General features: G+C 44.7%; 22 protein-coding genes and 1 pseudogene. 12 read left to right on the plus strand and 11 right to left on the minus strand.

What is annotated here, in order from left to right; translation table 11 throughout:
• Positions 1 to 42: 42 nt before the first annotated feature.
• On the minus strand, positions 43 to 2,103 hold the full coding sequence (locus ACTRWI_RS13240; RefSeq protein ID WP_499132018.1) for a prolyl oligopeptidase family serine peptidase: 2,061 nt from the start codon (positions 2,101 to 2,103) through the stop codon (positions 43 to 45).
• 639 nt (positions 2,104 to 2,742) lie between these two features.
• On the opposite strand from ACTRWI_RS13240, the pseudogene ACTRWI_RS13245 reads away from it, so the two are divergent.
• Positions 2,743 to 3,266, plus strand: a pseudogene (locus tag ACTRWI_RS13245) (alpha-hydroxy-acid oxidizing protein); the annotation flags it as partial.
• 409 nt (positions 3,267 to 3,675) lie between these two features.
• Positions 3,676 to 6,507, plus strand: coding sequence for an FAD-binding and (Fe-S)-binding domain-containing protein (locus tag ACTRWI_RS13250; RefSeq protein ID WP_499132020.1), 2,832 nt, complete (start codon positions 3,676 to 3,678; stop codon positions 6,505 to 6,507).
• 144 nt (positions 6,508 to 6,651) lie between these two features.
• Here ACTRWI_RS13250 and ACTRWI_RS13255 read toward each other — a convergent pair whose 3' ends face one another.
• Both ACTRWI_RS13255 and ACTRWI_RS13260 read right to left on the minus strand, forming a co-directional pair.
• Positions 6,652 to 6,909: a hypothetical protein gene (locus ACTRWI_RS13255; RefSeq protein ID WP_499132022.1), complete on the minus strand. Its 258-nt coding sequence runs from the start codon at positions 6,907 to 6,909 to the stop codon at positions 6,652 to 6,654.
• A 23-nt stretch (positions 6,910 to 6,932) separates the two neighbouring features.
• Positions 6,933 to 7,802, minus strand: a complete 870-nt coding sequence (locus ACTRWI_RS13260; protein ID WP_499132084.1) for an AraC family transcriptional regulator — start codon at positions 7,800 to 7,802, stop codon at positions 6,933 to 6,935.
• A gap of 115 nt (positions 7,803 to 7,917) precedes the next feature.
• Between ACTRWI_RS13260 and ACTRWI_RS13265 the strand changes: the two genes are divergently transcribed.
• The 4 genes from ACTRWI_RS13265 (at position 7,918) to ACTRWI_RS13280 (ending at position 11,347) form a co-directional block, all read left to right on the plus strand.
• A complete protein-coding gene (locus ACTRWI_RS13265) occupies positions 7,918 to 9,066 on the plus strand; it encodes an aminotransferase-like domain-containing protein (protein WP_499132025.1) in 1,149 nt (382 codons plus the stop codon).
• Between the two features lie 261 nt (positions 9,067 to 9,327).
• Positions 9,328 to 10,317 (plus strand): oxygen-dependent tRNA uridine(34) hydroxylase TrhO, encoded by a 990-nt coding sequence (trhO, locus tag ACTRWI_RS13270; protein ID WP_004737051.1) that lies wholly within the window; start codon positions 9,328 to 9,330, stop codon positions 10,315 to 10,317.
• A 178-nt stretch (positions 10,318 to 10,495) separates the two neighbouring features.
• Positions 10,496 to 10,753 carry an HP1242/YdcH family protein gene (locus ACTRWI_RS13275; protein WP_499132030.1) on the plus strand — a complete coding sequence of 86 codons (258 nt, stop codon included), beginning with the start codon at positions 10,496 to 10,498 and terminating at the stop codon, positions 10,751 to 10,753.
• A 123-nt stretch (positions 10,754 to 10,876) separates the two neighbouring features.
• On the plus strand, positions 10,877 to 11,347 hold the full coding sequence (locus ACTRWI_RS13280) for a GNAT family N-acetyltransferase (protein ID WP_499132031.1): 471 nt from the start codon (positions 10,877 to 10,879) through the stop codon (positions 11,345 to 11,347).
• Here the strand turns inward: ACTRWI_RS13280 and ACTRWI_RS13285 are convergent.
• The 3 genes from ACTRWI_RS13285 to ACTRWI_RS13295 form a co-directional block, all read right to left on the minus strand.
• On the minus strand, positions 11,342 to 11,554 hold the full coding sequence (locus ACTRWI_RS13285) for a hypothetical protein (protein ID WP_499132032.1): 213 nt from the start codon (positions 11,552 to 11,554) through the stop codon (positions 11,342 to 11,344). The two genes, ACTRWI_RS13280 and ACTRWI_RS13285, sit on opposite strands and share 6 nt — an antisense overlap.
• Before the next feature lie 6 nt (positions 11,555 to 11,560).
• Entirely contained in the window at positions 11,561 to 11,725 is a 165-nt protein-coding gene (locus tag ACTRWI_RS13290; protein ID WP_499132034.1) for a hypothetical protein, read from the minus strand.
• A 532-nt stretch (positions 11,726 to 12,257) separates the two neighbouring features.
• Entirely contained in the window at positions 12,258 to 12,596 is a 339-nt protein-coding gene (locus ACTRWI_RS13295; protein ID WP_422487740.1) for a DUF1840 domain-containing protein, read from the minus strand.
• Between the two features lie 250 nt (positions 12,597 to 12,846).
• Here ACTRWI_RS13295 and ACTRWI_RS13300 point away from each other — a divergent pair, with 250 nt between their 5' ends.
• A complete protein-coding gene (locus ACTRWI_RS13300) occupies positions 12,847 to 14,070 on the plus strand; it encodes a GGDEF domain-containing protein (RefSeq protein ID WP_499132036.1) in 1,224 nt (407 codons plus the stop codon).
• Here the strand turns inward: ACTRWI_RS13300 and ACTRWI_RS13305 are convergent.
• Positions 14,067 to 14,348, minus strand: a complete 282-nt coding sequence (locus ACTRWI_RS13305; RefSeq protein WP_499132038.1) for a hypothetical protein — start codon at positions 14,346 to 14,348, stop codon at positions 14,067 to 14,069. The genes ACTRWI_RS13300 and ACTRWI_RS13305 overlap by 4 nt on opposite strands.
• 157 nt (positions 14,349 to 14,505) lie before the next feature.
• On the opposite strand from ACTRWI_RS13305, the gene ACTRWI_RS13310 reads away from it, so the two are divergent.
• Entirely contained in the window at positions 14,506 to 15,369 is an 864-nt protein-coding gene (locus ACTRWI_RS13310; RefSeq protein ID WP_499132039.1) for a pirin family protein, read from the plus strand.
• 167 nt (positions 15,370 to 15,536) lie between these two features.
• Here ACTRWI_RS13310 and ppnP read toward each other — a convergent pair whose 3' ends face one another.
• Entirely contained in the window at positions 15,537 to 15,818 is a 282-nt protein-coding gene (ppnP, locus tag ACTRWI_RS13315) for a pyrimidine/purine nucleoside phosphorylase (protein ID WP_499132040.1), read from the minus strand.
• Positions 15,819 to 16,125: 307 nt separating this feature from the next.
• Here ppnP and ACTRWI_RS13320 point away from each other — a divergent pair, with 307 nt between their 5' ends.
• Positions 16,126 to 16,590, plus strand: a complete 465-nt coding sequence (locus ACTRWI_RS13320; RefSeq protein WP_499132042.1) for a DUF2850 domain-containing protein — start codon at positions 16,126 to 16,128, stop codon at positions 16,588 to 16,590.
• A gap of 384 nt (positions 16,591 to 16,974) precedes the next feature.
• Positions 16,975 to 19,515 carry a glycosyl hydrolase family 18 protein gene (locus ACTRWI_RS13325; protein WP_499132044.1) on the plus strand — a complete coding sequence of 847 codons (2,541 nt, stop codon included), beginning with the start codon at positions 16,975 to 16,977 and terminating at the stop codon, positions 19,513 to 19,515.
• 119 nt (positions 19,516 to 19,634) lie between these two features.
• Here the strand turns inward: ACTRWI_RS13325 and ACTRWI_RS13330 are convergent, their stop codons facing one another.
• Both ACTRWI_RS13330 and ACTRWI_RS13335 read right to left on the minus strand, forming a co-directional pair.
• A complete protein-coding gene (locus ACTRWI_RS13330; protein ID WP_499132046.1) occupies positions 19,635 to 20,483 on the minus strand; it encodes an alpha/beta fold hydrolase in 849 nt (282 codons plus the stop codon).
• Positions 20,484 to 20,670: 187 nt separating this feature from the next.
• Entirely contained in the window at positions 20,671 to 21,264 is a 594-nt protein-coding gene (locus tag ACTRWI_RS13335) for a TetR/AcrR family transcriptional regulator (protein WP_499132048.1), read from the minus strand.
• A gap of 163 nt (positions 21,265 to 21,427) precedes the next feature.
• On the opposite strand from ACTRWI_RS13335, the gene ACTRWI_RS13340 reads away from it, so the two are divergent.
• Positions 21,428 to 22,384, plus strand: coding sequence for an AEC family transporter (locus ACTRWI_RS13340; protein ID WP_499132050.1), 957 nt, complete (start codon positions 21,428 to 21,430; stop codon positions 22,382 to 22,384).
• A gap of 423 nt (positions 22,385 to 22,807) precedes the next feature.
• Here ACTRWI_RS13340 and ACTRWI_RS13345 read toward each other — a convergent pair whose 3' ends face one another.
• Positions 22,808 to 23,686 carry a 6-pyruvoyl trahydropterin synthase family protein gene (locus ACTRWI_RS13345; RefSeq protein WP_499132052.1) on the minus strand — a complete coding sequence of 293 codons (879 nt, stop codon included), beginning with the start codon at positions 23,684 to 23,686 and terminating at the stop codon, positions 22,808 to 22,810.
• Positions 23,687 to 24,634: 948 nt separating this feature from the next.
• Here ACTRWI_RS13345 and ACTRWI_RS13350 point away from each other — a divergent pair.
• Positions 24,635 to 25,495, plus strand: coding sequence for a DUF2608 domain-containing protein (locus ACTRWI_RS13350; protein ID WP_499132054.1), 861 nt, complete (start codon positions 24,635 to 24,637; stop codon positions 25,493 to 25,495).
• Positions 25,496 to 25,598 lie beyond the last annotated feature (103 nt).

Here is a 25,598-nt window from a genome sequence, read left to right on the forward strand (position 1 = left end):
TAGTTATGGTCAAATATCTATTTTAAATGATTCAAGACATCTCTAAGGCATATCAAGAGACTCAACACCCATGTTGAATAGCGTAAATGCATAAATATCTGCAGTAAGATCGATAGCTTTACTCAATGGCATTCCAGCACCGTGCCCCGCATTAACATCAATACGAATCATCACAGGCGCACCACCGTCGTGCTTTTCTTGTAGCTCAGCGATGAACTTATAAGAGTGAGCAGGCACCACACGGTCATCATGATCAGCCGTCGTAACCAGTGTTGCTGGATAATCGACACCACGTACAACATTATGAACTGGAGAATAACCAAGCAGGTATTCAAACATCTCTTTGTTTTGTTCAGATGTACCGTAGTCATACGCCCAGCCTTCGCCAGAGGTGAATGTGTGGTAGCGCAGCATGTCTAGTACCCCAACCGCAGGCAGGGCCACTTGGAATATCTCTGGCCTTTGAGTCATACAGGCCCCCACAAGTAGGCCACCATTAGAGCCACCACGAATCGCTAGCTTGTCGCTACTGGTGTAGTTTTCTGAGATTAGGAATTCTGCTGCAGCGATAAAGTCATCAAACACATTCTGCTTTTTCTGCTGAGTACCTGCTTTGTGCCACGTCTTCCCATACTCACCTCCGCCTCTCAGATTAGGAACTGCGTACACGCCACCAAGTTCCAACCAACCGCCCACCGTGCCCGAGAAAGAGGGCGTAAGGCTGACATTAAAGCCGCCATAAGCGTACAACATGGTTGGGTTATTGCCGTCCAGTTTTAGCCCCTTCTTATAAGAGATAAGCATTGGAACCTGAGTGCCATCTTTTGAGGTATAGAAGACCTGTTTAGATTCAAATTTATCCGACTCAAACGGAGACTCAGAGTGCTGATAGATTTCTGAGTTTCCAGATTCAACATCAAACGAGAAAATAGTCGGCGGCGTAACATAGTTGGTAAAGGTGTAATAAAGCTGAGTTTGTTCTGTTTTCCCACCCAAGCCGCTGGCCGTTCCTAATCCTGGCATGTGGAGCTCTCGAACTAGGTTACCTTGGTAATCAAGCTGATCAATTTTGGATACTACATCCACCATGTAGTGCGCGAACAAGTACCCTCCACCTGTACTGATGTCTAACGGCTGTGGCTTCTCTGAGATGACATCTCGCCACTGCTCAGTACGTGTGTCAAAGCTCACGACCTTGCCGTTCGGAGCATTAAGATTGCTGTACAGAATGAAGGTCTCATCCTGGTTATCGATGAGATACGTGTCGCTATCCACATGACCAATCAGAGTGTTCAACGATTGTTCTTGTGAATTTAAGTCGATATAGAACAGTCGGTTACCCGACGTGGATTCTTTCCCAAGAATAATTAAGTAACGATCGTCTTCGGTAGTGTAGCCGGACACATAACGGTGCTGCTCATCGTTGCTTTCGCCAAAGATCACCTTGTCATTGGCTTGCTCTGTACCTAGCTCATGGAAGTACAATTTGTGTTGCTCAGTGCGAGCAGAGAGTTCACTACCATCGGGCTTATCGTAGCTTGAGTAGTAAAATCCGCGATTGCCTAACCAAGAGATGCCAGTAAATTTGGCGTCGGTGATTTCTGTTTCGAGCTGCTGCTTAGTCTCGGTGTCAATCACGAAGATCTTGCGCCAGTCACTGCCGCCCTCAGAAATACTGTACGCCACTAAGCTATAGTCTTTCGAAAACGACACTAAGCCCAGAGATGTGGTGCCATCTTCCGAGAAGGTGTTCGGGTCTAAGAATATTTCGGTCGGCAGCCCCTCTTTCTGACGATAGAGAATGCTGTGGTTTTGCAAGCCATCATTCTTATAGAAGTAGGTGTAATCACCTCGGACAAATGGCTGCGAGCTCTTCTTGTAGTCTTGCGCTTTTGCCAAGCGCTCTCGCAGTTCTGCGCGGTAGGAAATCTGAGCAAGGTAATCAAACGTGACTGCATTTTGGCTCGCTACCCACTGTGCGGTTCCGTCACTTCTGTCATCTTCTAGCCAGCGATAAGGGTCTTCGATTATCTGACCAAAATAGTCATCGCTGACAATCTGTTTATTGGTGATTGGATATTGATACTCTTTTAAATAGCTCATCGTGATCCTTATTAAAAATAGTGAGAAATCGTCAGGTAACGCGTTCTTATATGTTCAATCAATAACTTAATCTTGTTGGGCGGCTGGCGAGTAAAAGGGTAAACCGCATAAATACCCAACGTCTTGCCCACCTAATGCCACTTTTCTTAGCGCGGTCGCGTTGTCCGTCGAGAAAGAGCCCGAAACGCGCACGATATATTTGTCGTTGTCGGTTCGACCGTTAAACCTGGGGGCATATTACAAAACTCGGCAACGGCGTCTGCCAAAATCAAATCTCTAGAGATAGTGGGCACTGACATTTTGATATGACCGCTGACATTTTCACCAAATTATAAAACTGCGTCCATAGCCTCTTGAGTCGCCTGCTTCACATTTTTGGCTCCGTGCAAAATTGCCTTGCCCGCTTCAGTCAGGGTCAATTTACGCGTCGTTCGATATAATAATTGCACGCCAATTAATTTGTAAGGTTATTTTGTTCTGCCACCTTACTGAAACTGCCCAGATCTACTACTTGGTGATGACAGGCATCATCGGCCTAGTGTTTATCTTCGCCTTCGATATGATCGACACACTTATGTAGACCATAAGTTATTCCCCCTAATTAAAGCAGCCCAAACCAAGCTCTAAAAGAAGAAGAATAACATCTCTACTTATCATGGTTCTCCTACCAGGCTGGAAGACTACATCGGTTGGTTGGACGACAACTTCGATCCGTCGATTTCATGGAAAGACCTAGAGTGGATCCGTGATTTCTGGGACGGCCCAATGGTTATCAAAGGCATTCTCGACGAAGAAGATGCAAATACGCGGTGAGATTTGGCGCAGACGGTATCGTCGTTTAAAACCACGGTGGTCATCAGCTTGATGGTGTTCTATCGAGTGCTAAAGCACTGCCTTCGATTGCTGATGCAGTTAAAGGCGACACCAAGATTATGGTCGACTTTAGCATTCGCATGGGCTTAGATGTGGTTCGCATGATGGCACTTGGCGCAGACTGCACCTTGCTTGGCCGCTCTTTCGTATATGCATTAGCAGCGCAAGGACAAGCCTGCGTTGAGAACTTATTCGACCTATACGACAAAGAGATGTGCGTGGCGATGACATTAACTGGCACAAAGACAATCAAAGACTTAACTCGTGAATCTTTGGTGGGGTTAGATTAAGCCGTTGATTCACTATAATGCTTTGATCTACTTAGACTGAAGTTCAATTGGTGTCACAGCAATTCCACTGCCGTTGTGACACCGTTTAAGCACCGGAAAATAAAAAGCTAGGGCGTGTTGATCTTTCGAGCTGATTTTTGCAACGAGCTGCTTGGTATTTATACAAGGCAGAGGCGTTGATGTGTAGCTCGCCTACATGAGAAGCCGATAACGCAGTAGAAATTGCCAGCAAACGCTGCCCGAAGGGTTCAGCTAAAGCGTTTTACTCTTTGTTTAGAGGGATTTGCTTAGAGTGACTAGGCGACTTCCCCCTCGCCGCGATTAAAATGCTTTTGTCTTGAACAAAATTTAACCACAAAAGACCAACACGCCCTGAACAGTGCCAAATAAGAAGCACAAGGAAGCAAAGATGGAAACAAACACATCCCATGAGCGGGTAATTGACGCCAAGGCTTATCAGCAGCTTGAGGCGATACTGGCTCAAAGAATAGAAACGGAACGCATTGTCACGCAAGAGGCAAATCGATTGGCTTACGGCACCGATGCGAGTTTTTATCGCTTGGTGCCGAAAATGGTTCTAAGGCTTAAAAACCTAGACGAAGTGATATTCACTATTCAAAGCTGTCGTGAACTGGGCATTCATTTTACCTTCCGCGCGGCAGGTACCAGCCTTTCGGGACAAGCGGTTTCAGATTCCGTACTTATCACTCTAACCGACGATTGGCGTGGCCATGAGATCGTCGATAACGGCAATCAAATCATTCTTCAGCCCGGTGTGATTGGTGCCGATGCCAACAAATACCTTGCCCCATTTCAACGTAAAATCGGTCCAGATCCAGCTTCCATCAACACCTGTAAGATTGGTGGTATTGCCGCGAACAACGCCAGTGGCATGTGTTGCGGTACCGCGCAAAACTCCTATCGCACCGTCGCAAGCATGAAAGTCGTTTTAAGCGATGGCACCCTGCTCGATACCGCAGACAGTGCTAGCGTTGAGGCATTCAAACAATCACACAAAACGCTGTTTGATGGCATTGTTGAACTGCACCGTCAAACCAGCTCGAACCAAGAACTGGCCGACAGAATCCGCCACAAGTATCGCCTTAAAAACACTACGGGCTATGCACTAAATGCATTGGTCGATTATCACGATCCAATCGAAATTATTAAACACCTGATGATTGGTTCAGAAGGCACGCTAGGCTTCATTGCCGAGATCACTTACAACACGGTGATTGAACACCCGAATAAAGCCTCTGCACTGCTGGTGTTTGCCGACATCGAGCAAGCCAGTAAAGCCGTAACTACGCTGTCCAAGACTCCGGTTGCTGCTGTTGAGCTGATGGATGGTAGGGCGCTACGTTCTGTCGCTGATAAGCCGGGTATGCCTGCGTTCATGCCAAGCTTAAATCTAGAATCTGCAGCTATTTTGGTGGAATCTCACGCCAGCTCCCAGCAGGACTTAGATTTACATTGTCAATCAATTTTGGATGCATTGGCTGATTACACGATTATTGAATCTGTTCCTTTCACTTCCGATCCGAAGACTGTCGTTACCCTGTGGGGCATTCGCAAAGGCATGTTCCCAGCCGTTGGCGCCGTGCGTGAAGTCGGTACTACCGTTATCATTGAAGATATTGCTTTCCCAGTTGAAAACCTAGCGAATGGTATCCGAGAGCTGCAAGAGCTATTCGATAAATACGACTACAACGAGGCGATCATTTTTGGCCACGCCCTAGAAGGCAACCTGCACTTTGTGTTTACTCAAGGCTTTGATAGCCAAGAAGAGATCGACCGTTACGGTGGTTTCATGGATGACGTTGCCGAACTTGTCGCCGTGAAATATCAAGGTTCTCTGAAAGCGGAACACGGCACGGGCCGCAACATGGCACCTTACGTAGAATTGGAATGGGGTACAGATGGCTACGCCTTGATGCAACAGATCAAAGCGCTGTTCGATCCAGAAAGACTGCTCAACCCTGGCGTTATCATCAACGACAATCCAAACTCCCACATCACAAACTTAAAGCCAATGCCCGCAGCCGACGACCTTGTCGACCGCTGTATTGAATGTGGGTTCTGTGAGCCTGTTTGTCCGTCTCGTACACTGACCTTATCACCTCGCCAACGCATCGTGTTGTATCGAGAACTGCAACGCCGCCGAGCTGCTGGTGAAGAGATACAAGCCAGTGAACTAGAAAAAACCTTCGAATACCTTGGTATTGATACCTGCGCGGTAACAGGCCTGTGTGCTGAGCGTTGTCCGGTAGGCATTAATACGGGTGACTTGGTGAAGAAGCTTCGTGTTGCCAAGTATGAGAAGTTCACGCCAATCGCTAAGTGGACTGCAGATCATTTCTCGACCACCACTAAGCTGGCCAAGGCTGGCCTCAAAACCAACCAAATGGCGAGCAAAGTACTAGGTGCCAACACGGTCGGCAAGCTAACAAATGGCCTGCGCTCAGTAACCAAAGGCGCAACACCAGTTTGGATGCCTGAGATGCCGCAACCCAACATTCACTCACTCACGGGTTCACCAATGACAGCCGCAACGTCGAACAGCGCTAAGAAGGTGGTTTACCTCCCTTCGTGTACCAGTCGAACTATGGGGCAGCAAAGCGATGCGAGTGATCAACGCCCTCTTACTGAAGTGACCATGTCTTTGCTTAACAAAGCCGGATTTGAGGTCATCCTGCCGAAAAAACTAGACGACCAATGTTGCGGTATGCCTTACGACAGTAAAGGGATGAACGGTCTAGCCCAATCTAAAGCACAACAGCTCGAAGAAGTATTATGGCAAGCGAGTCTTCAGGGAGAATACCCAATATTGATGGACACCAGCCCGTGTGCCAAACGCAGTATTGAGCAGTTCACCAAGCCGTTAGAAGTACTAGAACCGACAGGGTTTGTGAATCAATACTTGCTAGAGCACCTGACGCTAGAGCCACTGAAAGAAACCGTAATGCTGCATGTCACTTGTAGCTCTCGCCGAATGGGCTTAGAAGGGGCGATGTTAAACCTTGCGAAGGCCTGTACCGAAGAAGTGATTGTTCCAGATCATATTCAATGTTGTGGCTGGGCGGGTGACAAAGGCTTCACTACACCAGAATTGAATGAAGCGGCAGTTCACCCACTTAAAGAACAAGTGCCAAGTAACTGCACTCGTGGTTTTAGCAACAGCCGAACCTGTGAAATCGGTTTATCACATCACAGCGGCATTCCGTATCAGTCGATCTTGTAATTAGTGGATGAAGTCGCGCAATAGCTCAACTCATACTGCGTGCGACGAACTCTAACTGAAAACGAAAAATGGCAGCCTAATCAGGCTGCCATTTCTTTATTCGGCTTGAAATATATGCTTAAACTAGATGCTATTGAGCTAAGACTACAAAGCCTTATGTTGTTGGGCTAGGCGCATCAACTCTTCTGGCGAGTAGTGTTCTGCCTCTGCACCTTTGGCGATGAGATCAATCACTTGGAACTCACTCATGTCACCAAACTCTTTAGTCAAGTAATCACGAAACGCTTTTTCGTTCGGCCATTTTCCTCGCACGATATAACCCTCTTCTTTGTCGAAATCTTCCGTCTCAAAGAAAGAAAAGTCGGTCATACCAATATTGTGGCAATACAAAACGAGATACATGTTTACTCCTCAAAATGGGTGGATTAATAAAAACTTACCGGAAGATAGAAATCGAGTTCGAACACTTCATCACTATTCAAAAAATGATTCTGATGATAGTGCACATAAGCTGGTGTTGAACGCTGCTTGAAACCTGATGTAGGTAACCACTTTTCTAACACCATACTGATTTGTGGTAGCAACTCTCCATAACGGCCATTGAGTCGAAACACAGCATGCAAACCGCCGGGAATAACCATCTGATTAACCACGCTGCGGTACTTAATAGGTTCGCAGATCGCGATACATGCTACATAGCGACACTGATCCATCTCAACCCAAGCAGGATTTGAATGGTGCAAACCAAACTGGGTCGAAAAATCACGCTGTTCGGCATTCGCCCACGCTTTCAATATCAACCATGCATTACGAATAGAACGATTATAACCAGTGTGTCGAACATAGGCTGCCGTGCGCTCTGGTGTTTCGACTATTTTGGGCTCGGGTAGCTTGCGCTGTGCGACATTTTGATAACCAGCCGCCACCTCAGGATCTTTCAAATAAGGCTTTTCGGCGATCTGTAAATCGTGTTTGCGCCACTCGCCCGGAGACATATCAAAGGTCGCTTTAAATGCTCGGCTAAACGAAGACACCGAACTGAAACCACATTTATTCGCTATCTCAACCACCGACGAGCTAGTATCAAACATCAACTGATTAGCGGCATACTCCATCCGAGTGCGTCGGATATATTGATGCAGCGACTCCCCCACCACACTTTTGAAGGTGCGATGAAAGTGTTGCTCTGAGTAGGCTGCTATCTCAGATAACGCTTTGGCAGACAGCGGCTGGCTGATGTCTTGATGAATATGGAAAAGAACATCATTGATTCGAGATATGTGTTGACGTGATATCGTTTAAATAGCATAAATGGACATGTTTAAGAGCATAAATGGACACGCTAGTTTTTACAATTGCCGTGTAATATCAAGCGATAGAATAAAAACGAAAAACGACGAGACATAAAACATGGAAATCGCACAGTCATTACAACAAATTCAATCTTCATATATTCGAGAGATCCTCGCAGCAGCAAGCGATCCAAACGTTATCTCACTGGCTGGTGGTCTGCCGGATGAGAAAACCTTCCCAATCGATTTAATGAAGCCAACGCTAGAAAACCTAGCGAACATGCCTGAAGTTTTCCAATACGGCTCGACCTCGGGTTACGGCCCTTTGCTTGACCACCTGACACAAAGCTACCAATTGCCAGAAACTCACACAGCGATGATCTGTACTGGTTCTCAGCAGGGCTTGGACTTGATCGCTCGTGCATATGTCGATCCCAATGATGTGGTAGTAATGGAAGCACCGAGCTACTTGGGTGCGATGCAAGTGTTTGGTTTGGTTCAAGCAAACATTGTGACTGTGTCTCAAACTGAATTTGGACCTAACCTAGATGAACTAGAAACGTGTTTTGCCGAGCAATCGCCAAAGATGTTCTACGCGGTGCCAGATTTCCATAACCCAACTGGCGTATGCTGGACAACAGAGACTCGCCAAAAAGTAGCTGAACTGTGTATCAAATACAACGTGGCATTCATAGAAGATGCACCATACCGAGAGCTACGTTTCACAGGCATAGAGCTACCGTTGGTTTCGTCTTTCTGCCCTGACAACTCTATCGTTCTTCGTTCATTCTCTAAGATTGCATCACCTGGTTTACGTATTGGTGCAGTAACAGGCAAGCGCAGCTACCTTGAGCCATTGATCAAAGTGAAGCAGGGCGCAGATTTGCACTCAAGCGTTCCTATGCAGGCCCTACTGCTTGGCCTTCTAAAACACCAAGACTTTAACGTCCACATGGAGAGCATTCGTTCAATGTACAAGTCTCGCTATGAAGTGCTGTTTTCAGAACTAGAAAAACAACTGCCTGCTGACTGCGTATTGAAGGCGGTCGATGGCGGCATGTTCATTTGGGTTGAGATTCCAGAGTGCGATACTTTTGAACTGGCTAAAACCCTACTTTCAAATGGTGTGGCGGTTGTACCAAGCCCAGTATTCTATCCAAAGCCGGAGGGAGCAAAAGCTGCACTGCGCTTAAACTTCACTAACGCTAATCCAGAAGAACTGACTGAAGCAGTGAAACGCTTAGCAGAAGTACTTAACCCAGCGTAATCTCTGATTAAGTAAGACAGATTCAACACCAAGCCCTACTGTATTTGTATAGCAGGGCTTTTTCGTTCCTCAAACCATAAATCCACAATAAAATAGGTGATAAATAGCCCTACACTTGGTTGGTTTTTGTCCTACACCGCCTTAGTTATACTGCGGCGGATTTTAATAAGCCATCATGACGAGCTAGGTTTCAATGCCCAGCTATGATCAGAATAGGCAACCGCTCTGGATTTACGTTCCAGCTCGCAGAAAGGAAAAACCATGTCTCAATATGTTGTATGTGCTCTGTATAAATTCGTAGCACTTGATGATTACCAAGAAATTCGCCAACCGCTAACTGAGCTTCTAGAAGCTAATAACATCCGCGGTACTTTGTTACTCGCAAGTGAAGGTATCAACGGTACCGTTGCAGGTAAGCGCGAATCCATCGACGCTCTTCTTCAATGGTTCAAGCAAGACGACCGCCTAGCGGATGTTGTTTACAAAGAGTCGTTCAACGACGAACAACCATTCAACCGCACCAAGGTTAAGCTTAAGAAAGAGATCGTAACCATGGGTGTTGAAGGCATCGACCCTCGCCATGTTGTCGGTACTTACGTTAAGCCAAACGAATGGAACGACCTTATCTCTGATCCAGATGTGATCTTGGTTGATACTCGTAACGACTACGAAGTAGACATCGGCACATTCAAAAACGCGGTAAACCCAAACACGGAAACTTTCCGTGAATTCCCTCAGTACGTTGAAGACAATCTAGACCCTAAGAAGCACAAGAAAGTCGCGATGTTCTGTACGGGTGGTATTCGTTGTGAAAAATCAACAGCCTACATGAAAGAGCAAGGCTTTGAAGAGGTTTACCATCTTGAAGGCGGCATTCTAAAATACCTAGAAGAAGTGCCTGAAGAAGAGAGCATGTGGGAAGGCGATTGCTACGTGTTTGATGGCCGTGTTGCCGTTAACCACCAGCTAGAAAAAAGTGGCTACGATGTATGTAACGCTTGTCGTCTACCAATCACAGAGGAAGACAAAGCCTCTGAGCACTTCGAGAAAGGCGTAAGCTGCCCTAAGTGTTTCGATAAGCACACGGACGAGCAGAAAGCGCGTTTCCGTGAGCGTGAAAAACAAGTTCAGCTATCAAATGCACGCGGCGAAACTCACGTAGGTGGTGATGCAGCTCACCTAATCGAGCAACGTAAGAAAGAAAAGTTGGCATACAAAGAGCAACAACGCTCTGGTAAAAAAGCGAAATAATCTCTTAGTAGAAACGCTATAGCGATCAACGCAACTGATAGAACAAAGGGCATCAGCGAATCCACTTGGGCACGCTAATGCCCTTTTTTGATCCTAATCTCGCTTTGTGTTTTGAACCACATTTATCTTCAAAAATAGGTTCTATACTGAATTTAATTGAACGAAAGAGGAAGTGCCAATGCTCAATGAAAACCATGCCTTTATCTTAGATTTCCCAGAGCTGAAATTAGACATTGTGCAACTCAACCACGACGACGAAAAGTTCAAAGCAGACATGCAAAAGTACCATCAGCTTGATTATGACATCCGTGAATTAGAAATATCAGGCAGTCCGATTGATGACGACAGCATGCACAACCTCAAAGTAGAACGCTTGGAGCTCAAAGACGTGCTACACAAACAACTCACTCGACATCACGCACTGAAAATGGTTTAGCCAAACTTCTGACAATATAACTTTCAAGGCCACGTATCTACGTGGCTTTTTCATTTAGTATAAATCTCAGCCGCTTATGGTATTGTTTGCTTATCCAAGATTCAGGACAAGGAAATAGAAAGAATGACAAGCAAATGCGAAGAACTTAGGTTAGAAGCCGTCTTAAGCTCCGAGTTTGACGAGCTGTTTGACTGCGTTAAGCAAGGTATCTTCGAACACGTCAACAATGTATTTGGCTGGGATGACGAGTTTCAGCGCAACCGCCTCTCAAACGACTACCACTCTTCTTGGTTCCATTGGGTGTATAGAGACTCTCAAAAGGTCGGGCTTACCTGCTTCAAACCTTACGACAACGCATACCACATTCACTTATTGATTATTTTCCCTCAAAATCAAAGCCAAAACATCGGTCAACAAGTCATGATGCTGATTCACAATAAAGCTCGCATAGAACAGCGAAACCAAGTCACCCTATCTAGCTTCAGGTGCAACAGTCGCGCCATCCAATTTTATGAAGGCCTTGGCTATCAAGTTGTTGATATCAGTGATGAGGATTTTGTCGGAATGACTCTCTCCCTTAATAACTATTTATAAGTCGTTAATTAGGAAGAGAGTAAAACATGAACGTATATCCAATTTATTCAACAATGAAGGGAAGCCCCAACCATTCTCGCCTGCTACTACGGGTTCTCCAGTCAGATATTCATAGAGAGTCGGTGCTAACGGTTGAATCTGATTAATAATTGCCAAATCTTCAGGGCTGTTAGTTAAATAGGTGTAGCTCTCTGGCAATTTGTCCATATCTTGCTAAACGCCAATATCAAACAGCGCATCGTAGATCACAACCATGTTCGCAATGAAGTATTCATCGATTCGAATACCCTCATGATGTCCGGTTGCTTCTGTGGACGTATCAGGCTCTTTGTAATCAGAATCAGGCGCATCACCCACATAGATAGAGGCTATGTTCAAAGCCTCTTAATACCTCATCATCGTAGACTGTCGATAGGTATGCTTTGAACACATCTTCACTTCCCAAGCCCGAATAGCGATCGTAGTAACTATAGAGAAAGTAGTCCAAAGGAATGGAGTAAGTCGGGTTAGACAACTGAGCGATCACCCGTGCTTTCGTTTTAGCATCTAAAGGCTGTGCGAGATAATGTGACCGAATAACTCAGGCTGAAAGCACCTGATTTTTCAAAACCTCACTTGAACTGAATACGCCACCAATGGCAGGCGTTGTCGACATATCGGCAACACTAGACGTTGATAAAACCGCTAAAGAAAGAGTGCTAAATAAAATGGTACGGCCACGACTTGGGAATAGAAACTCATCAAATATCCTTAGTTTAATGTGTTTTTATAAATTTAAGTTATTGTTCCAGTTTAGTTAAATAACCCAAACACGCCCACTTAAGCGCCACTTTTTAACAAGCTATCATATGAACAAACCGCACTTTGCACTCGATACTGAAACTGATTCACAAGATGTAGGCGAATACCCCTACAAACGCTTACCGCTGCCATCTTCCCACATCACTTCACACTCTTCTTTAATGGCTGCTTTTAATAGCTCTACCAACGGAAATGCTCGGCTGCCAATGTTTACTGGCGCTTCAACAACTTCATCTTCATTGTCGTCATCCATATCGTCTTGCTCTACAGCTTGATTTTGCTCCGCAGCGATTGCAGTACGCAGGTTATTCAATGCTTGAGGAACCTCTGAAGCATCAATCGCTCCTGGGATCTTGCCACTATGTCCGAGCATTTTAATAAACTGTAGGCCTACTTCACCAAACATCGTGACACTTGCGTGCGCCTTGCAACTGAATGTGATTAACATAATTGGTCCCTTGATAATTCAATAGTAAAAGAACTATGTGGAGTAAATTGTTGGAAAGCAAGCACATTATCGGCCGCTTGCTTTTGGCGAGCTGCACCACCAGTGATATTCATCACCATTCAGAATGCGTTAACCAACCTTTCATATGAAATCTTGATAATAGTCACATTAAATGATCACCGAAGGCTCCGCATTGACCATTATTTAATCTAGTATTAATACCATTATCAAAATTAGTGGCACAAATCACATGAACAGGCTTGTGGGAAGGCACCTTGAAGAAATGGCGGATCTCCGCTCTACGCGAAAACAAAAAATCGTCTACTCCTTTTCACTGACTGCTGCCACGCTCTTTATCTTTTACACATGGGCTTACTTTCAGGGGCAACACTACACGCTGTCCATGTTTGAGCTGTGCTTCGCTTTTATCGCTATCGCCAACGCGATTTATGTAAGAAAAGTCTACAGCCCTGAGTACTCCGAGTTAATTCTTAGCTGTGTACTGCTTGTGCAAGGCGTCATCTTATTTTTATACAGCTATGCCATTCCCAACCGCATACTTTGGCTTTACCCAATTTTAGCAGCCGTTATTTTCATCAACGACTTCAGAGTTGGGGTCATCCTAAGCACCTCTTTTTGTCTATTCATAAGTACACTGATCACCGCATTACCTAGTAATTTTTCTCTACCTTTTAACAGCACACATCGCTTTATTCTTAGCTTGTTTACCATGAGCTTGGTGTGTCATACCTCCGCTTACTACTACACCAAAGCAGTAAGCTACATTCAGCGTTTGTATAAAGAAGGGATCGAAGACTTAGCTTACCGAGACCAACTCACTGGACTAGCAAATCGATGGAGCTTTGAACGTTGGGCCATTGAGAAGCTAACAACCGTTGATAGTGAGCGATCACTTACTGCATTAGTTTTTTTAGATATCGATGATTTTAAAGGGATCAATGACAGTTATGGACACGATGTTGGCGACAGTGTGTTGCAGCACTTTGCGAACCGCTTGAGCAACAATATTCGAACTCGAGATCGAAAAAGTCACGAATACGACTATTCGATTGCGCGTTTTGCGGGCGATGAATTTGTATTAATGCTCTACGATATCCCGACCCGAAAAGACCTCGACGGTATCCTGGACCGAATCTGTGGTTTGTTCGAAAGCGGCTGCCAAACAAATGAAAGAATAAAAGAGCTAACGCTCAGTGTTGGTGTGTCTTTGTACCCACAAGACGCGCAAGATTTACATGAGTTAACGAGATGTGCGGATAAAGCCATGTATGTTGCTAAGCATTCAGGCAAGAACCGATACGCTTATTATCATGACAACCCGGTTTCAACTTTGAAAGAAGAGTGTCCGATGGACAGCATCTATGAAGAAGCCGAACCCCCTGAACGTGAAGAGAATATTCAAACTAACGTAGAAGGGAACAATGTAACACTACTAAAAACTCGCCAGCGTTAACCAACCATATACATAGCCCATAAGCTGACAAGACCAATAACAATAATCCAAACCACTTGCCGAACTCGGCTTCGGTTTTCCCACTTAGATCTAGTGACGGTTTTAAGCGCGGATTCCTTTGCCGAATGCACAAAAGGCGCTTCAACTTCGCGCTTTTTGATACGACGTTTCACCGCGTTATTCGCAACCTCAGTGAAACGTTGACCTTGATCTGTCGTAAAGTCATTTTCAAAGCCCATTCGACCGTGCCTTTCGCCATGTTTTTGTTGTACTGCCATAGCGGCCTCCTTGGCGGTCTACCTTATACTGAGTATATACTTAATTTAATATTGTTACCTGTTCAAAATTTTCGAATAAGTCACTCAACGCAGTACCCTCTTCTTTATAAATTAAATTCCATACACTAGCCCTATTCAAGCTTATGAGGGTTTCAATATGTCAAATGTAAGAACCATAGAACATGTAATCTCAGCCCATGCAACGTCCGATGGCGATGGGGTTAAAATCCAAAGAGTTGCTGGTTTTAATGACAAACGCTTCTCTCCATTTTTGATGATTGATGAACTCAAATCAGATGAGAGCAAAGACTATGTTGGCGGCTTTCCTCCCCACCCTCACCGTGGGATAGAGACACTCACCTATATGCTGCAAGGTCACTTTCAACATAAAGACCACATGGGCAATGTCGGAGAACTTCGTAGTGGTGGGGCACAATGGATGGCTGCAGGCCGTGGCGTTATTCACAGTGAAATGCCGATGATGGAGGAAGGTGCACTTCATGGTTTTCAGATTTGGATAAATCAACCAGCCAAAGACAAAATGAAGCCAGCGCAATACCATGACTTCCAAAACGAAACTATTACTGAACACCAAAGTGAGCAAAGCGGTTTACTAAGAGTTATTGCGGGTGGGTTTGAATTACTGAATTCTGCTGCTGACACTTTAAAAATACAAGGACCACTACAACAAACGGGCGTGCCACTGAGTGTTTCAGATTGGCGAGCGAGCATTGGGCATCAAATCTCACTAAGCACTAACACCAGTCACAATGCCATGACTTATGTTTACAAGGGCAGCCTTAAAAATGGTGAAAAGATCATAAGCCAAGGTCAACTGGCGTTCCTAACAAGCGCTGAAGTTCTATATTTAGAAAGCCAAGAGGATTCTGGTGCGCTTATCTTTATCGGAGAGCCAATCGATGAAACGGTTGTACATTATGGTCCATTTGTCATGAACTCTATGGAAGAAATTGAACAAACCATTCAAGACTATAACAGCGGCGTATTTAAAACTTATTAGTGTTTGGTTTGGACTTTTGAGGGATTGAGAAGATAACAACGAATTTGGTCGTTGATTTGATGACTGTAAAACAAGTGACACTATCCACTGCCGGTTATTATGACTTATTTAACCACGCTCTTAGAGCGTGGTTTTTTCTTATTGGAGAGAAGCCAGCTCACTTTCCCCTAAAGGTACTCACATAGATAAGCCGTTGCTTCTTTTACTTGTAAGTCGAAAGATGAATCGCCAGCAACGTCAAAAAACTCACCAGATTGATATGTGGTCCAGCCTTCATCACCAACACGTTTTACCGTTAGTGCACCTTTTACAACCGTCATCTTTTCTGGAGCCGCCGTACCGAAGGTATATTCGCCCGCAGCCATTACCCCAACACTCACATCAGCACCAGATTGGTTAAACGCCAGCGATTTTACGCCACCTTCAAAGTATGTGTTTTCTTTAATCATTGTACTTCCTTGTTATATTAAAATTGCAGTTATTGGGCTTAGCGAATAAGCCTATATGTAAACTTGGGTGATAATTGTTTTAACCAATTCACGACTTTCCTACAAGAAATAAATACGCATAACTTAAGATTTACTGACAGCAACTTGCATTGATGACATAAATATTGGTGGTAATATTCAAAGAAACATCAAAGCAAGCCTATTTATCGTAACATTGGATCTTGCTTCTAACTCTTCTAACGATCTTTGCAAACAAAGGTTTTAATTTATAGACTTAAAGACGGTACAAGCAAAAAATGAAGAGATAATGGCAAAAAAGCCCACTAAAAGCAGAGATATATTTGCCAACTCACTACTCTACGGCTTTCTATTAGCAGGTTTTATGATTGCCGTCACCGCTGTTTATTTTGCTTATCAAGCCCACCAAAAGTCTGTCAGCCCAAGCAACGTACATGGTAATTGGATTGAGGTTGGTGCTCCACCATACAATACCGACATCCTGACCCTTTCTGAAAAAGGGGTGATGATGAATCATCGCCTTATCACCACTTCGTTTGAGTTTGACGGTAAAATCGTCACGATAAATACAGGCTCTGGACCAAGGGTTTACACCATCAGTGGTACCTACGACTCACCTCGCCTAAAACGACTGGAGCCAAGCACACCTGCCCAGCAATTTATTAAAGAAGGCTTTGAGCATACCGCTACCGGTGATAATCACAGTGTCATGCAACAAAGAAGAGCTTCATTAGCTGAGCAATTCAAAAGATAGCCTTCAATCGCCAAAATCACTCCACCAACACGCTTCATACCTCCCCTGCCTAGCCGCCACTACTTTGTGATACCGCTTCAACTAAACAATATTTTCATGCAGATTGTCGCAACTTTACACAACTTCATGTCGTGAAGTTTCACATATAAGGTTTTCATGCTAATAGAAATTTAATTTTATAAAACATGGACTCGACCTCTCACTCATTAAGCAACAATTTTGTAACAAGATACAATTTTTTAGTTGTCCATCGAAAACAGATTTATTTTCAGTTATGAAATTAAAACTCTCTCGAATACTGACGGAGAAGCTCCTTTAAAACTGATCGGAGCAACTTATGGGGCCATTTGGTTCTCGTAACCTTCAAAGAATGAGAGAAATAGTATGATTCGTTTTAATACCTGTGCTGCGAGCATTGCTCTAACGCTATCTGGTACAGCTTTAGCTGCTCCAACAGCACCTAGCATCGACATGTACGGTTCCAACAACCTACAGTTTTCTAAAATTGAACTCGCGATGGAAACAACTTCTGGCTACAACCAGATGGTTAAGTATCATGACAAAGCAAAAGTCGACGTTAAGTTTAATCAGTGGAGCGGAACGTCAGGAAACACGTACAACATCTACTTTGATGGCGTTAAGGTTGCGACCGGTCCAATCACGGGCAGCCAAACTACAGCTTCATTCGAATACGGTCAGGGCGGCTTATTTGATATGGAAATCGAAGCGTGTGACGAAACGGGTTGTAGCAAGAGTGCACCCGCAAAGATCACCATCGCCGATACGGATGGTGCACACTTAGCACCACTAGCAATGAACATTGATCCAAACAACAAGTCATACAATACAGACCCAAATACAGTAGTGGGTACTTACTTTGTTGAATGGGGCATCTATGGCCGCGATTACACAGTCGACAACCTACCCGCTGATAACTTGACCCATATCCTTTATGGCTTCATACCAATTTGTGGTCCTAACGAGTCAGTGAAATCGGTTGGCGGTAACAGCTATAACGCACTCATGACGGCATGTCAGAGTGTCAACGATTACGAAGTAGTGATTCATGACCCATGGGCAGCTTTCCAGAAAAGTTTCCCTCAAGCAGGTCACGAATACAGCTCACCAATCAAGGGCAACTATGCAATGATGATGGCGCTCAAGCAGCGTAATCCTGATCTGAAAATCATCCCTTCAATTGGCGGTTGGACCCTGTCAGACCCATTCTTCGATTTCACAACTAAAGCAAACCGTGACACCTTCGTCGCATCGGTTAAGAAGTTCCTAAATACATGGAAGTTCTATGACGGTGTGGATATCGATTGGGAATTCCCAGGTGGCGGCGGTGCTGCGCCAGATCTTGGTGACCCAGTAAATGATGGCCCAGCTTATATCGCACTAATGGCAGAACTGCGCGCAATGCTTGATGAGTTAGAAGCCGAAAATGGTCGTACTTACGAACTCACATCAGCGATCGGTGTTGGTCACGACAAAATTGAGGATGTGGATTACGGTGATGCTATCCAGTACATGGACTACATCTTTGCGATGACTTACGACTTCTACGGAGGTTGGAACAATGTGTTAGGTCACCAAACAGCATTAAACTGCGGTAACTTCATGCGTCCTGGCCAGTGTGATGGCTCTGGCATTGATGAAAATGGCAAACCATACACAGGCCCTGCTTACACCACTGACAACGGTATCCAATTACTGCTTCAGCAAGGTGTTCCAGCTAACAAGCTTGTCGTAGGTACAGCAATGTACGGTCGTGGTTGGGAAGGCGTACTACCATCAACACTCTCCGACCCAAGCGACCCTATGACAGGTGTCGGTAATGGCAAGCTGAAAGGCAGCACTGCACAAGGTGTATGGGAAGATGGCGTTATCGACTACAAAGGCATTAAAGCGAACATGCTTGGCGCCAGCAACCAAGGCATCAATGGCTTCGAATATGGCTACGACGAAATGGCAGAAGCGCCATACGTTTGGAACCGTACTTCAGGTCAGTTGATCACGTTTGATGACGACCGCTCAGTTAAAGCAAAAGGTGCGTACGTGCGTAGCCTTGGTCTTGCGGGTCTGTTCTCTTGGGAAATTGATGCAGATAACGGCGACATCCTAAATGCGATGCACGAGGGTTTAGCAGGTGGCACTACAGAACCTTTGAACAAGAAACCAACCGCATCAGCCGGTGCAGACCAATCTGTTGAAGGCCCTGCTTCTGTTTCTCTGGATGGCAGCGCTTCAAAAGACAGTGATGGCACAATTGCAAGCTATGCTTGGTCTCAAGTGAGCGGTACAGCAGTAACTCTGGCTAACGCGAATGCCGCGATTGCAAGCTTAGATGTTGTTGAAGTCGCTCAGCAAGAAACACTGACCTTCAGCCTAACAGTAAAGGACAACGAAGGTGCAACGTCAACGGACACGCTTGTTGTAACGGTAAACCCGAAAGATACAGGTCCAGTTAACACAGCACCAGTTGCAGTGGTTTCGGCTCCGGCTGAAGTCAATGCGGGTGATGTTGTGGTCGTGGATGCATCAGCGTCTAGCGATGCCGATCAAGACACACTAACCTTCACATGGCATGTACCTGCAGGTATCGATGCAACAGTACAAGGCGCTTCAGTAAGCTTTGTTGCAGCAGAATACACGCAAGACACTATTCTGAACTTCTCTGTGACCGTGAGTGACGGTACAGATTCATCAGTCGCAGCTGCATCAGTGAAAGTACTTAAGAAAAACACAGACGGTGGTACGTGTACTTACGCTTGGGATTCAAGTGCAGTCTACACTCGCGGCGACCAAGTGACTCAAGCTGGTAAGGTTTGGGAAGCGAAATGGTGGACTAAAGGTGATGACCCAGTTAACTCTGGTGAATGGGGCGTATGGAAAAAAATTGGCCTAGCAAACTGTGCTAACTAAAAATAGGTGTAAGCTAAATACTTACTAAAATCCTAAAAGCAAAGGCCAACCAGAAATATCTGGTTGGCCTTTTTGTTGTTTTATCTAAGCCTACGTATTACCGAATTGATTAACTAAACCTAGCCAATCAAGATATCAAAGCTCTCAAACACTTGCGGGCACTTCATTACTCGCCCGTGACCTTGCCCTTGAGTGGCAATCAAGGTAACGCGATCCATTTCATTCGCTGAACGCTGCGACACATCGAACTTAGTAAACTTATCTTGCTCATCATGCACAATGATGGTTTGAGACTGACGAAGCGCAAGCTTGCCATACGGGTCAATAGACTGAATTGGGTAATTAAACTGCTCCTGTACTTCTTCAACTACCGCCTCGAAGAGCTTCATTGAATAACCAGAACGAGCAACGCTGCCAAACAAATTGTCCAAGTAGTCCAATACTGGTGCGATCAGAAGCAACGGCTTGTTTTCTAATTTAACGTGCTTACATTCCAACGCAGAAGCAGTACCCATGCTATGACCTACCAAGCCTGCCACTTCACCCACCGAATCGAGAATCGCCTCAAGACCGTTCACAAACGCCGGAATATGGCCATGCACGCCATCGCTGCCACCATGCGCCGGGTGATCGTAAGCCAGAGCGGTATAACCTTTAGCGGCGATATGTTCCATCAAAGGAAAGAATTGACTCGCGGTACCTGACCAGCCATGAGTTAATACCCAAACTGGGCCTGTACCCAAAGAGTAAGTTTTTAGCACACCATCACGGCCTTTAATTTCGCTCTTGATCAGCCCTTGTGGATCCGCATTTTTTTGCTCAGTTCGCATTGGTGTAAGCAGCAGTTTACGCGCAGTTTTCTTCGCATGGCTCGGCGCTAAGGTGTAATGCAGATAGGTGGTTGCACCAATCAGGCTACGCTTGAAACTGAATTTATTCGATGTATTAAAATAGATTTTGTCACTCATGACCGTTCCTTATCTCACCAAATTTATTGGCGTATCCAGCTCGGCCACAAAAACGAACGACCGTGCTATTTGTTAATATAAAAAATGGCGCTTCTGCTGTTTATGCATGCTACCGCCACTTATCTTAAATTTTTTGGGCCTTAGGTAGGCCAAACTCATGGACTTCGCCACTTCTATGGCTTACTTGTTAAACTACTTTCCAGCCAGCAATTAAGCGCTCTACGCCACTCCAAAAATGGGTATGGCTCGCTTGTTGACCTTGTAACGAATAGAACAAGTTCGCACTCAAGTAGAGTCCATACAATTCAAAGGTCGCCTGTTTTGGGTCTAGGTCTGATCTAAACTGCTTACTCTCCACCGCTTTTGCTACTTGAATCGTCAAGTAATCAATCCAAACCGAAATGGTTTTCTGCAGCGCTTGCTGAATCACAGATGTTTCGCTGCCCGCGTCTTTCCAAGCATCTATAAACATGCAACTGCCTTGGAATGAGTGGTTCCATCCTAACCAGTTGTCGAGCAGCTGTTTTAATTTCGCTTCAATGTCAGCATCACCAAGCTCTCTTGCCGGAATGATGACTCGCTCGGTGAAGATAGTATTGGAGTACTCAAGTACAGAGAGCTGCAGGTTCTCTTTAGAGTTGAAGTGCGCAAACAAACCACTCTTAGACATACCACACTGCTTGGCTAGTTCACCAATCGTCAAACTCTCAAGCCCGTTCTCACTCGCAAAGGCGAATGCATGACTCAAAATATACTCTTTGGTTATCTTTCCTTTACTCATTATTCACCAAGGATAAATTTGATATATCACTTTTAGCACGTTCGTTCTTTTTGTAAAAGATTTTTATTTAACTATTGGGATTCAATTTCTCTTCTCAAAGAATTGTGGAAAAATGCGACAGTATTCAAAGGATATTGAAGTTGGCTAAATTTAAGGAAAAATAATGGAAACACTTTGGGAACAGTTTGCGTTTTCAGCCTCAGTGACAGGCCCTATCTGTTTAATGCTGTTTCTTGGTGTGGTGCTCAAACGAATAGGGCTTATCAATGACAACTTCATTGATGTCGCTTCTAAGATTGTTTTTCAGATCACCTTACCTGCGATGCTGTTCTTGAGTCTCGTTCAATCCGAGCATAACTTCTCTGCTAGCAGCACCTTAGTGTTATTTGCTCTCGCTGCTAATTTCGCTTTTTTCCTCATCGCTACCCTCTCAACCAAGCTATTATTCAGAGATTCAAAGGACCAAGGCGTCATCATTCAAGGTGGATTCCGAGCGAATACGGGTATCATAGGTCTAGCGTACGTAGCCAATATCTACGGCAATCAAGGCGTGGCACTTGCGGCGATCTATGTTGCATCAATTACTGTGCTCTACAATATCCAAGCCGTGATTGCTTTAACCCCTAAAGGCAAAGACACGGGCGATAAAGCCATTCAAGCGATAGCAAAGTCGATAACCAAGAACCCTCTTATTATCGCCATTTTCCTCGGTGTATTCTGTTACGTACTGTCTATTCCAATTCCTAAAATGGTTACTGATGCCGGGCAATACTTGGCAAAAATGACCTTGCCTCTGGCTTTACTTTGTACTGGTGGCTCATTGGATATCAGCTCTCTTAAACAGGAGAAACGTGCGACTTGGTTTTCCTCGAGTTACCGGTTAATTGCCTCGCCGTTACTTATCACATTGACTGCATTGGCCTTAGGCTTTGAAGGACCCGAGCTTGGGCTGCTCTTCCTGATGAGCGCGGCACCAACCGCTGCCGCAAGTTATGTAATGGCACGAGCGATGGGCGGAAATGCAACGCTTGCTGCCAATATTATCGCGCTTACCACTATGGGTTCGCTTATCACTTGTACGGTTGGTATTTTTTCACTTACGGCAATGGATTTAATATAGCTGCGACAGGCTTCAAATAATCAACACAAGCCTTAATATAAAGGTCTCAACCCTTGATTTAACGCTAACTGGTTCAATACAAAGGCTGCTAGATTTGACGAAAATTTTCTTAGAGATCTTATATGTCTTCCGTTCAAAATACGCCTTCACAACGCGTCGCCAGTATTGAGTTGGGCCGAGTGATTGCTATCTTGGCGATCATTGGCATACATGGCCCTTACTTATTGGCAAATCAATGACGTGCCATGGGTTGGTTATTGCGATTGAGAAAAGCCCACTGCGACACATACTGCTTCTTTAGCACCAACAAAATGGCGCGAATAACCTTCTCGGTTTAACTAGCAACAAAAAAAAAGGCACAATAACTTAGTATCTTGCCTTTTTTGTTCAAATTGAAAGTGAACTTGCGTCCCCCATGAAGTTTTATCGGAACGCCATCGCGCCTTTACCGACCCCTTCGTAAGCCACAATTTGTAGTGATTGGTTTTCTGTCAAACTTGGAGCAACTTGATCCGCAATGTAACCTGCCAGTAATTCCACCGTGGTATCAGTTGGCAAAACCTCTGTTTCACTCTTAGCAATTGCTAACTCAAACTCACCTTGTGGGGCCATGTAGCTAAAACCATAATGGCTTTCATCATTTGCACTTTTAGCGTGCTCACTTAGGTTTAATGATGAAACAGAAACTTGGTCTTCTTTAGATCCTAAATAGATGTCTTCCCAGCGCTTTGCAAACGCTAACTCACGTTGCTCATCACGCTGACCATTAACCACAATTTCAACCGGAGAACGGTGGCCATGGGCGATACGCTGACAGTTACCATCGTGCTTTTTCAAGCCATGGGTATAGTGGTAGAACGCACCATTAATGTTCTCGTGGCGAAGGGTGATCTCTAACCCTGTTACGTTACTTGGAAGGTTGTCGCGAAGAATGTCATAAACATGTGCGGTCACGCTCTCGATGGTGATCGCCTCAGCATCAACCAGACAGTAAGCTTCATCAGGACAGTGCAAGTGAAGGCTCTTATGACCACGCAATACATCGACTTTAGCGTAGCCTGGTTTACTTGCTTGATGCACGATCGCAGCATTTTTCATTGGCAGCAGTAAGCGGTGGTCGACATGCTGATCAACAAGGTGTTTGATCTGTTTTTTGACTCTGCTGAAGTCTAAAACCATGCTCATTTCATTCAGTTCACCAGACATGGTGACATCTAAAATCCAACTATCTCCTACGACCCCTCTGTGTTCACAGATGTATGAAGAATCGATAACGGTAAGGTCTCTTACAAATAGGTTCAAGTGGAACTCCTTAGTGCTTTAATGAGATACGGGAGGCTGAATAATGTTCAGCAGGCACTTCGTCTCATTGATGTCTGATAAAATAGGACGGGCAGGATGTTACAACGAGCTTATAAAGTCCACCTTTTTAGCCCATCATTCGAGAAATGAGTAAACTACGCTCAATTTCCGCTAAAACATAACCAAGCCTAATACTAATAACCACATTTCAGATATGGTTGCCCAGCGCTTTACGCCACATTCTGTTTTAGCCATAACCGCAGCGACATTCCGGTGACATGTTGAAACCCACTAGCAAAACCAGAATAGCTGTTGTACCCCACTTCATCAGCGACTCAGTTGATGGGCTAGTTTTGCAACAGCAACGATTGAGTAACAGAAACCCGCCACTTTTGAACATAGTCATCTGGAGTTTCGCCAACTTCCCGCTTGAACACTTCAATAAAGTGAATTCGAGACATCGCAGCCAAAAATGCCATTTATCAGTTTGTGAGCAGTGAAAACCGAGAACAATTCCGCGCCGGACCACAAGCCTGGAAAATAGAAGATGGGAAGTCTTATCTGAACTTAAATAAGTGAGTGTAAAAGCGTTGGTTAGAGAACACACAAGAGTGCATTCAAGATGCCGACAACAATTGGACCACTATAAAAACGGTTGAAGCCTATAAGCTCTAGATAAATTGCCACTACCCTCCCTTCTATAAACGTTTTTCAATCTGCACTTGTTAACCATTTCTATTGGTTCATTGCTTGCGTACATAAAACATTGATTTTCCAAGCTCCAGCTAACATTGCTCTTAGTCTATGTGACCTAGACAACATTTTAAGTGGGTTAGTTATTGATAATCTAACCAGATAATAATGCTATGTTATAACATCATGCAACCTCTGCTTTCGATGGTTTCTTCGCAAAGCGTTTAAGAGGTCAATCTTGAGTTAAAGGAAGGTATGATGAAACTACACAAGTTAGCGGCGCTGTGCGCTCTTACTCTAGCCGGTAATGCATTTGCCGACGTCACCGTTAATGAAACAGATAAATTCCAAGATGTGGCAGATAAAGTAAGTCAACTAACAGAGAAAGGCGAAAAACCGCTGATCGTTATTGATATCGATAACACGCTTCTAACCTCGACGAGCGATATCGGCGGTGATATTTGGTATCAGTGGCAGCGAGGGAAACTGGATGTGAAGCCATCAGCTGAAGACAAAGTAGATTGCCTATTCCAAGATTCAATCGGACTTCTTTACGAACTTGTTCCCATGAGAATTATCGAAGACGATGTGCCAAGCACAGTCAGCAGCTGGCAAGATAAAGGGCTTACTGTAATGGCTCTCACTTCGCGTTCACCAAATTACCGTTATGCGACCGAACGCGAGATGATTCGTAATCAATACGATATGACACGTACCGCACTGAAAGAAAAAGGCTCAGATGAGCTACCAATTTACATCGATAACCCTGACCGCCCACTGAGTTACATTAATGGTATCATGATGACCACAGGAATGAACAAGGGGGTCATGCTCGACTACATCCTTGATAAAACAGGTCAAAGCTTTAGCAGTGTTGTATTTATCGATGACAGTAAAAAGAACATCGTCAACATGGCAGAAGCATACAAAGATGATGCCTCTATCGACATCAACATTTTCCACTACACCAAGGTGGAACATGATCGCATGAAACAGTATGGCTCAGTTTTGACACAAGAGCAGGCAGATAAGATGGCTAGCGATTGGAAAGAATTAAATGTAGTTCTTGATAAAATTGCCCCAGCTCGACTTGGGGAAGCGTGCTTGGGGCAATAATCTAGACCGCTACATTTAGGGTCGTGGGGCGCAAAGCTCCCCGACCTTTTTCCTAAACCATCTATCACTTCTTTTGTCATATTCTCTCACTTACACAGAAACA

Source organism: Pseudoalteromonas sp. G5_S1_14_S5 (assembly GCF_054968605.1).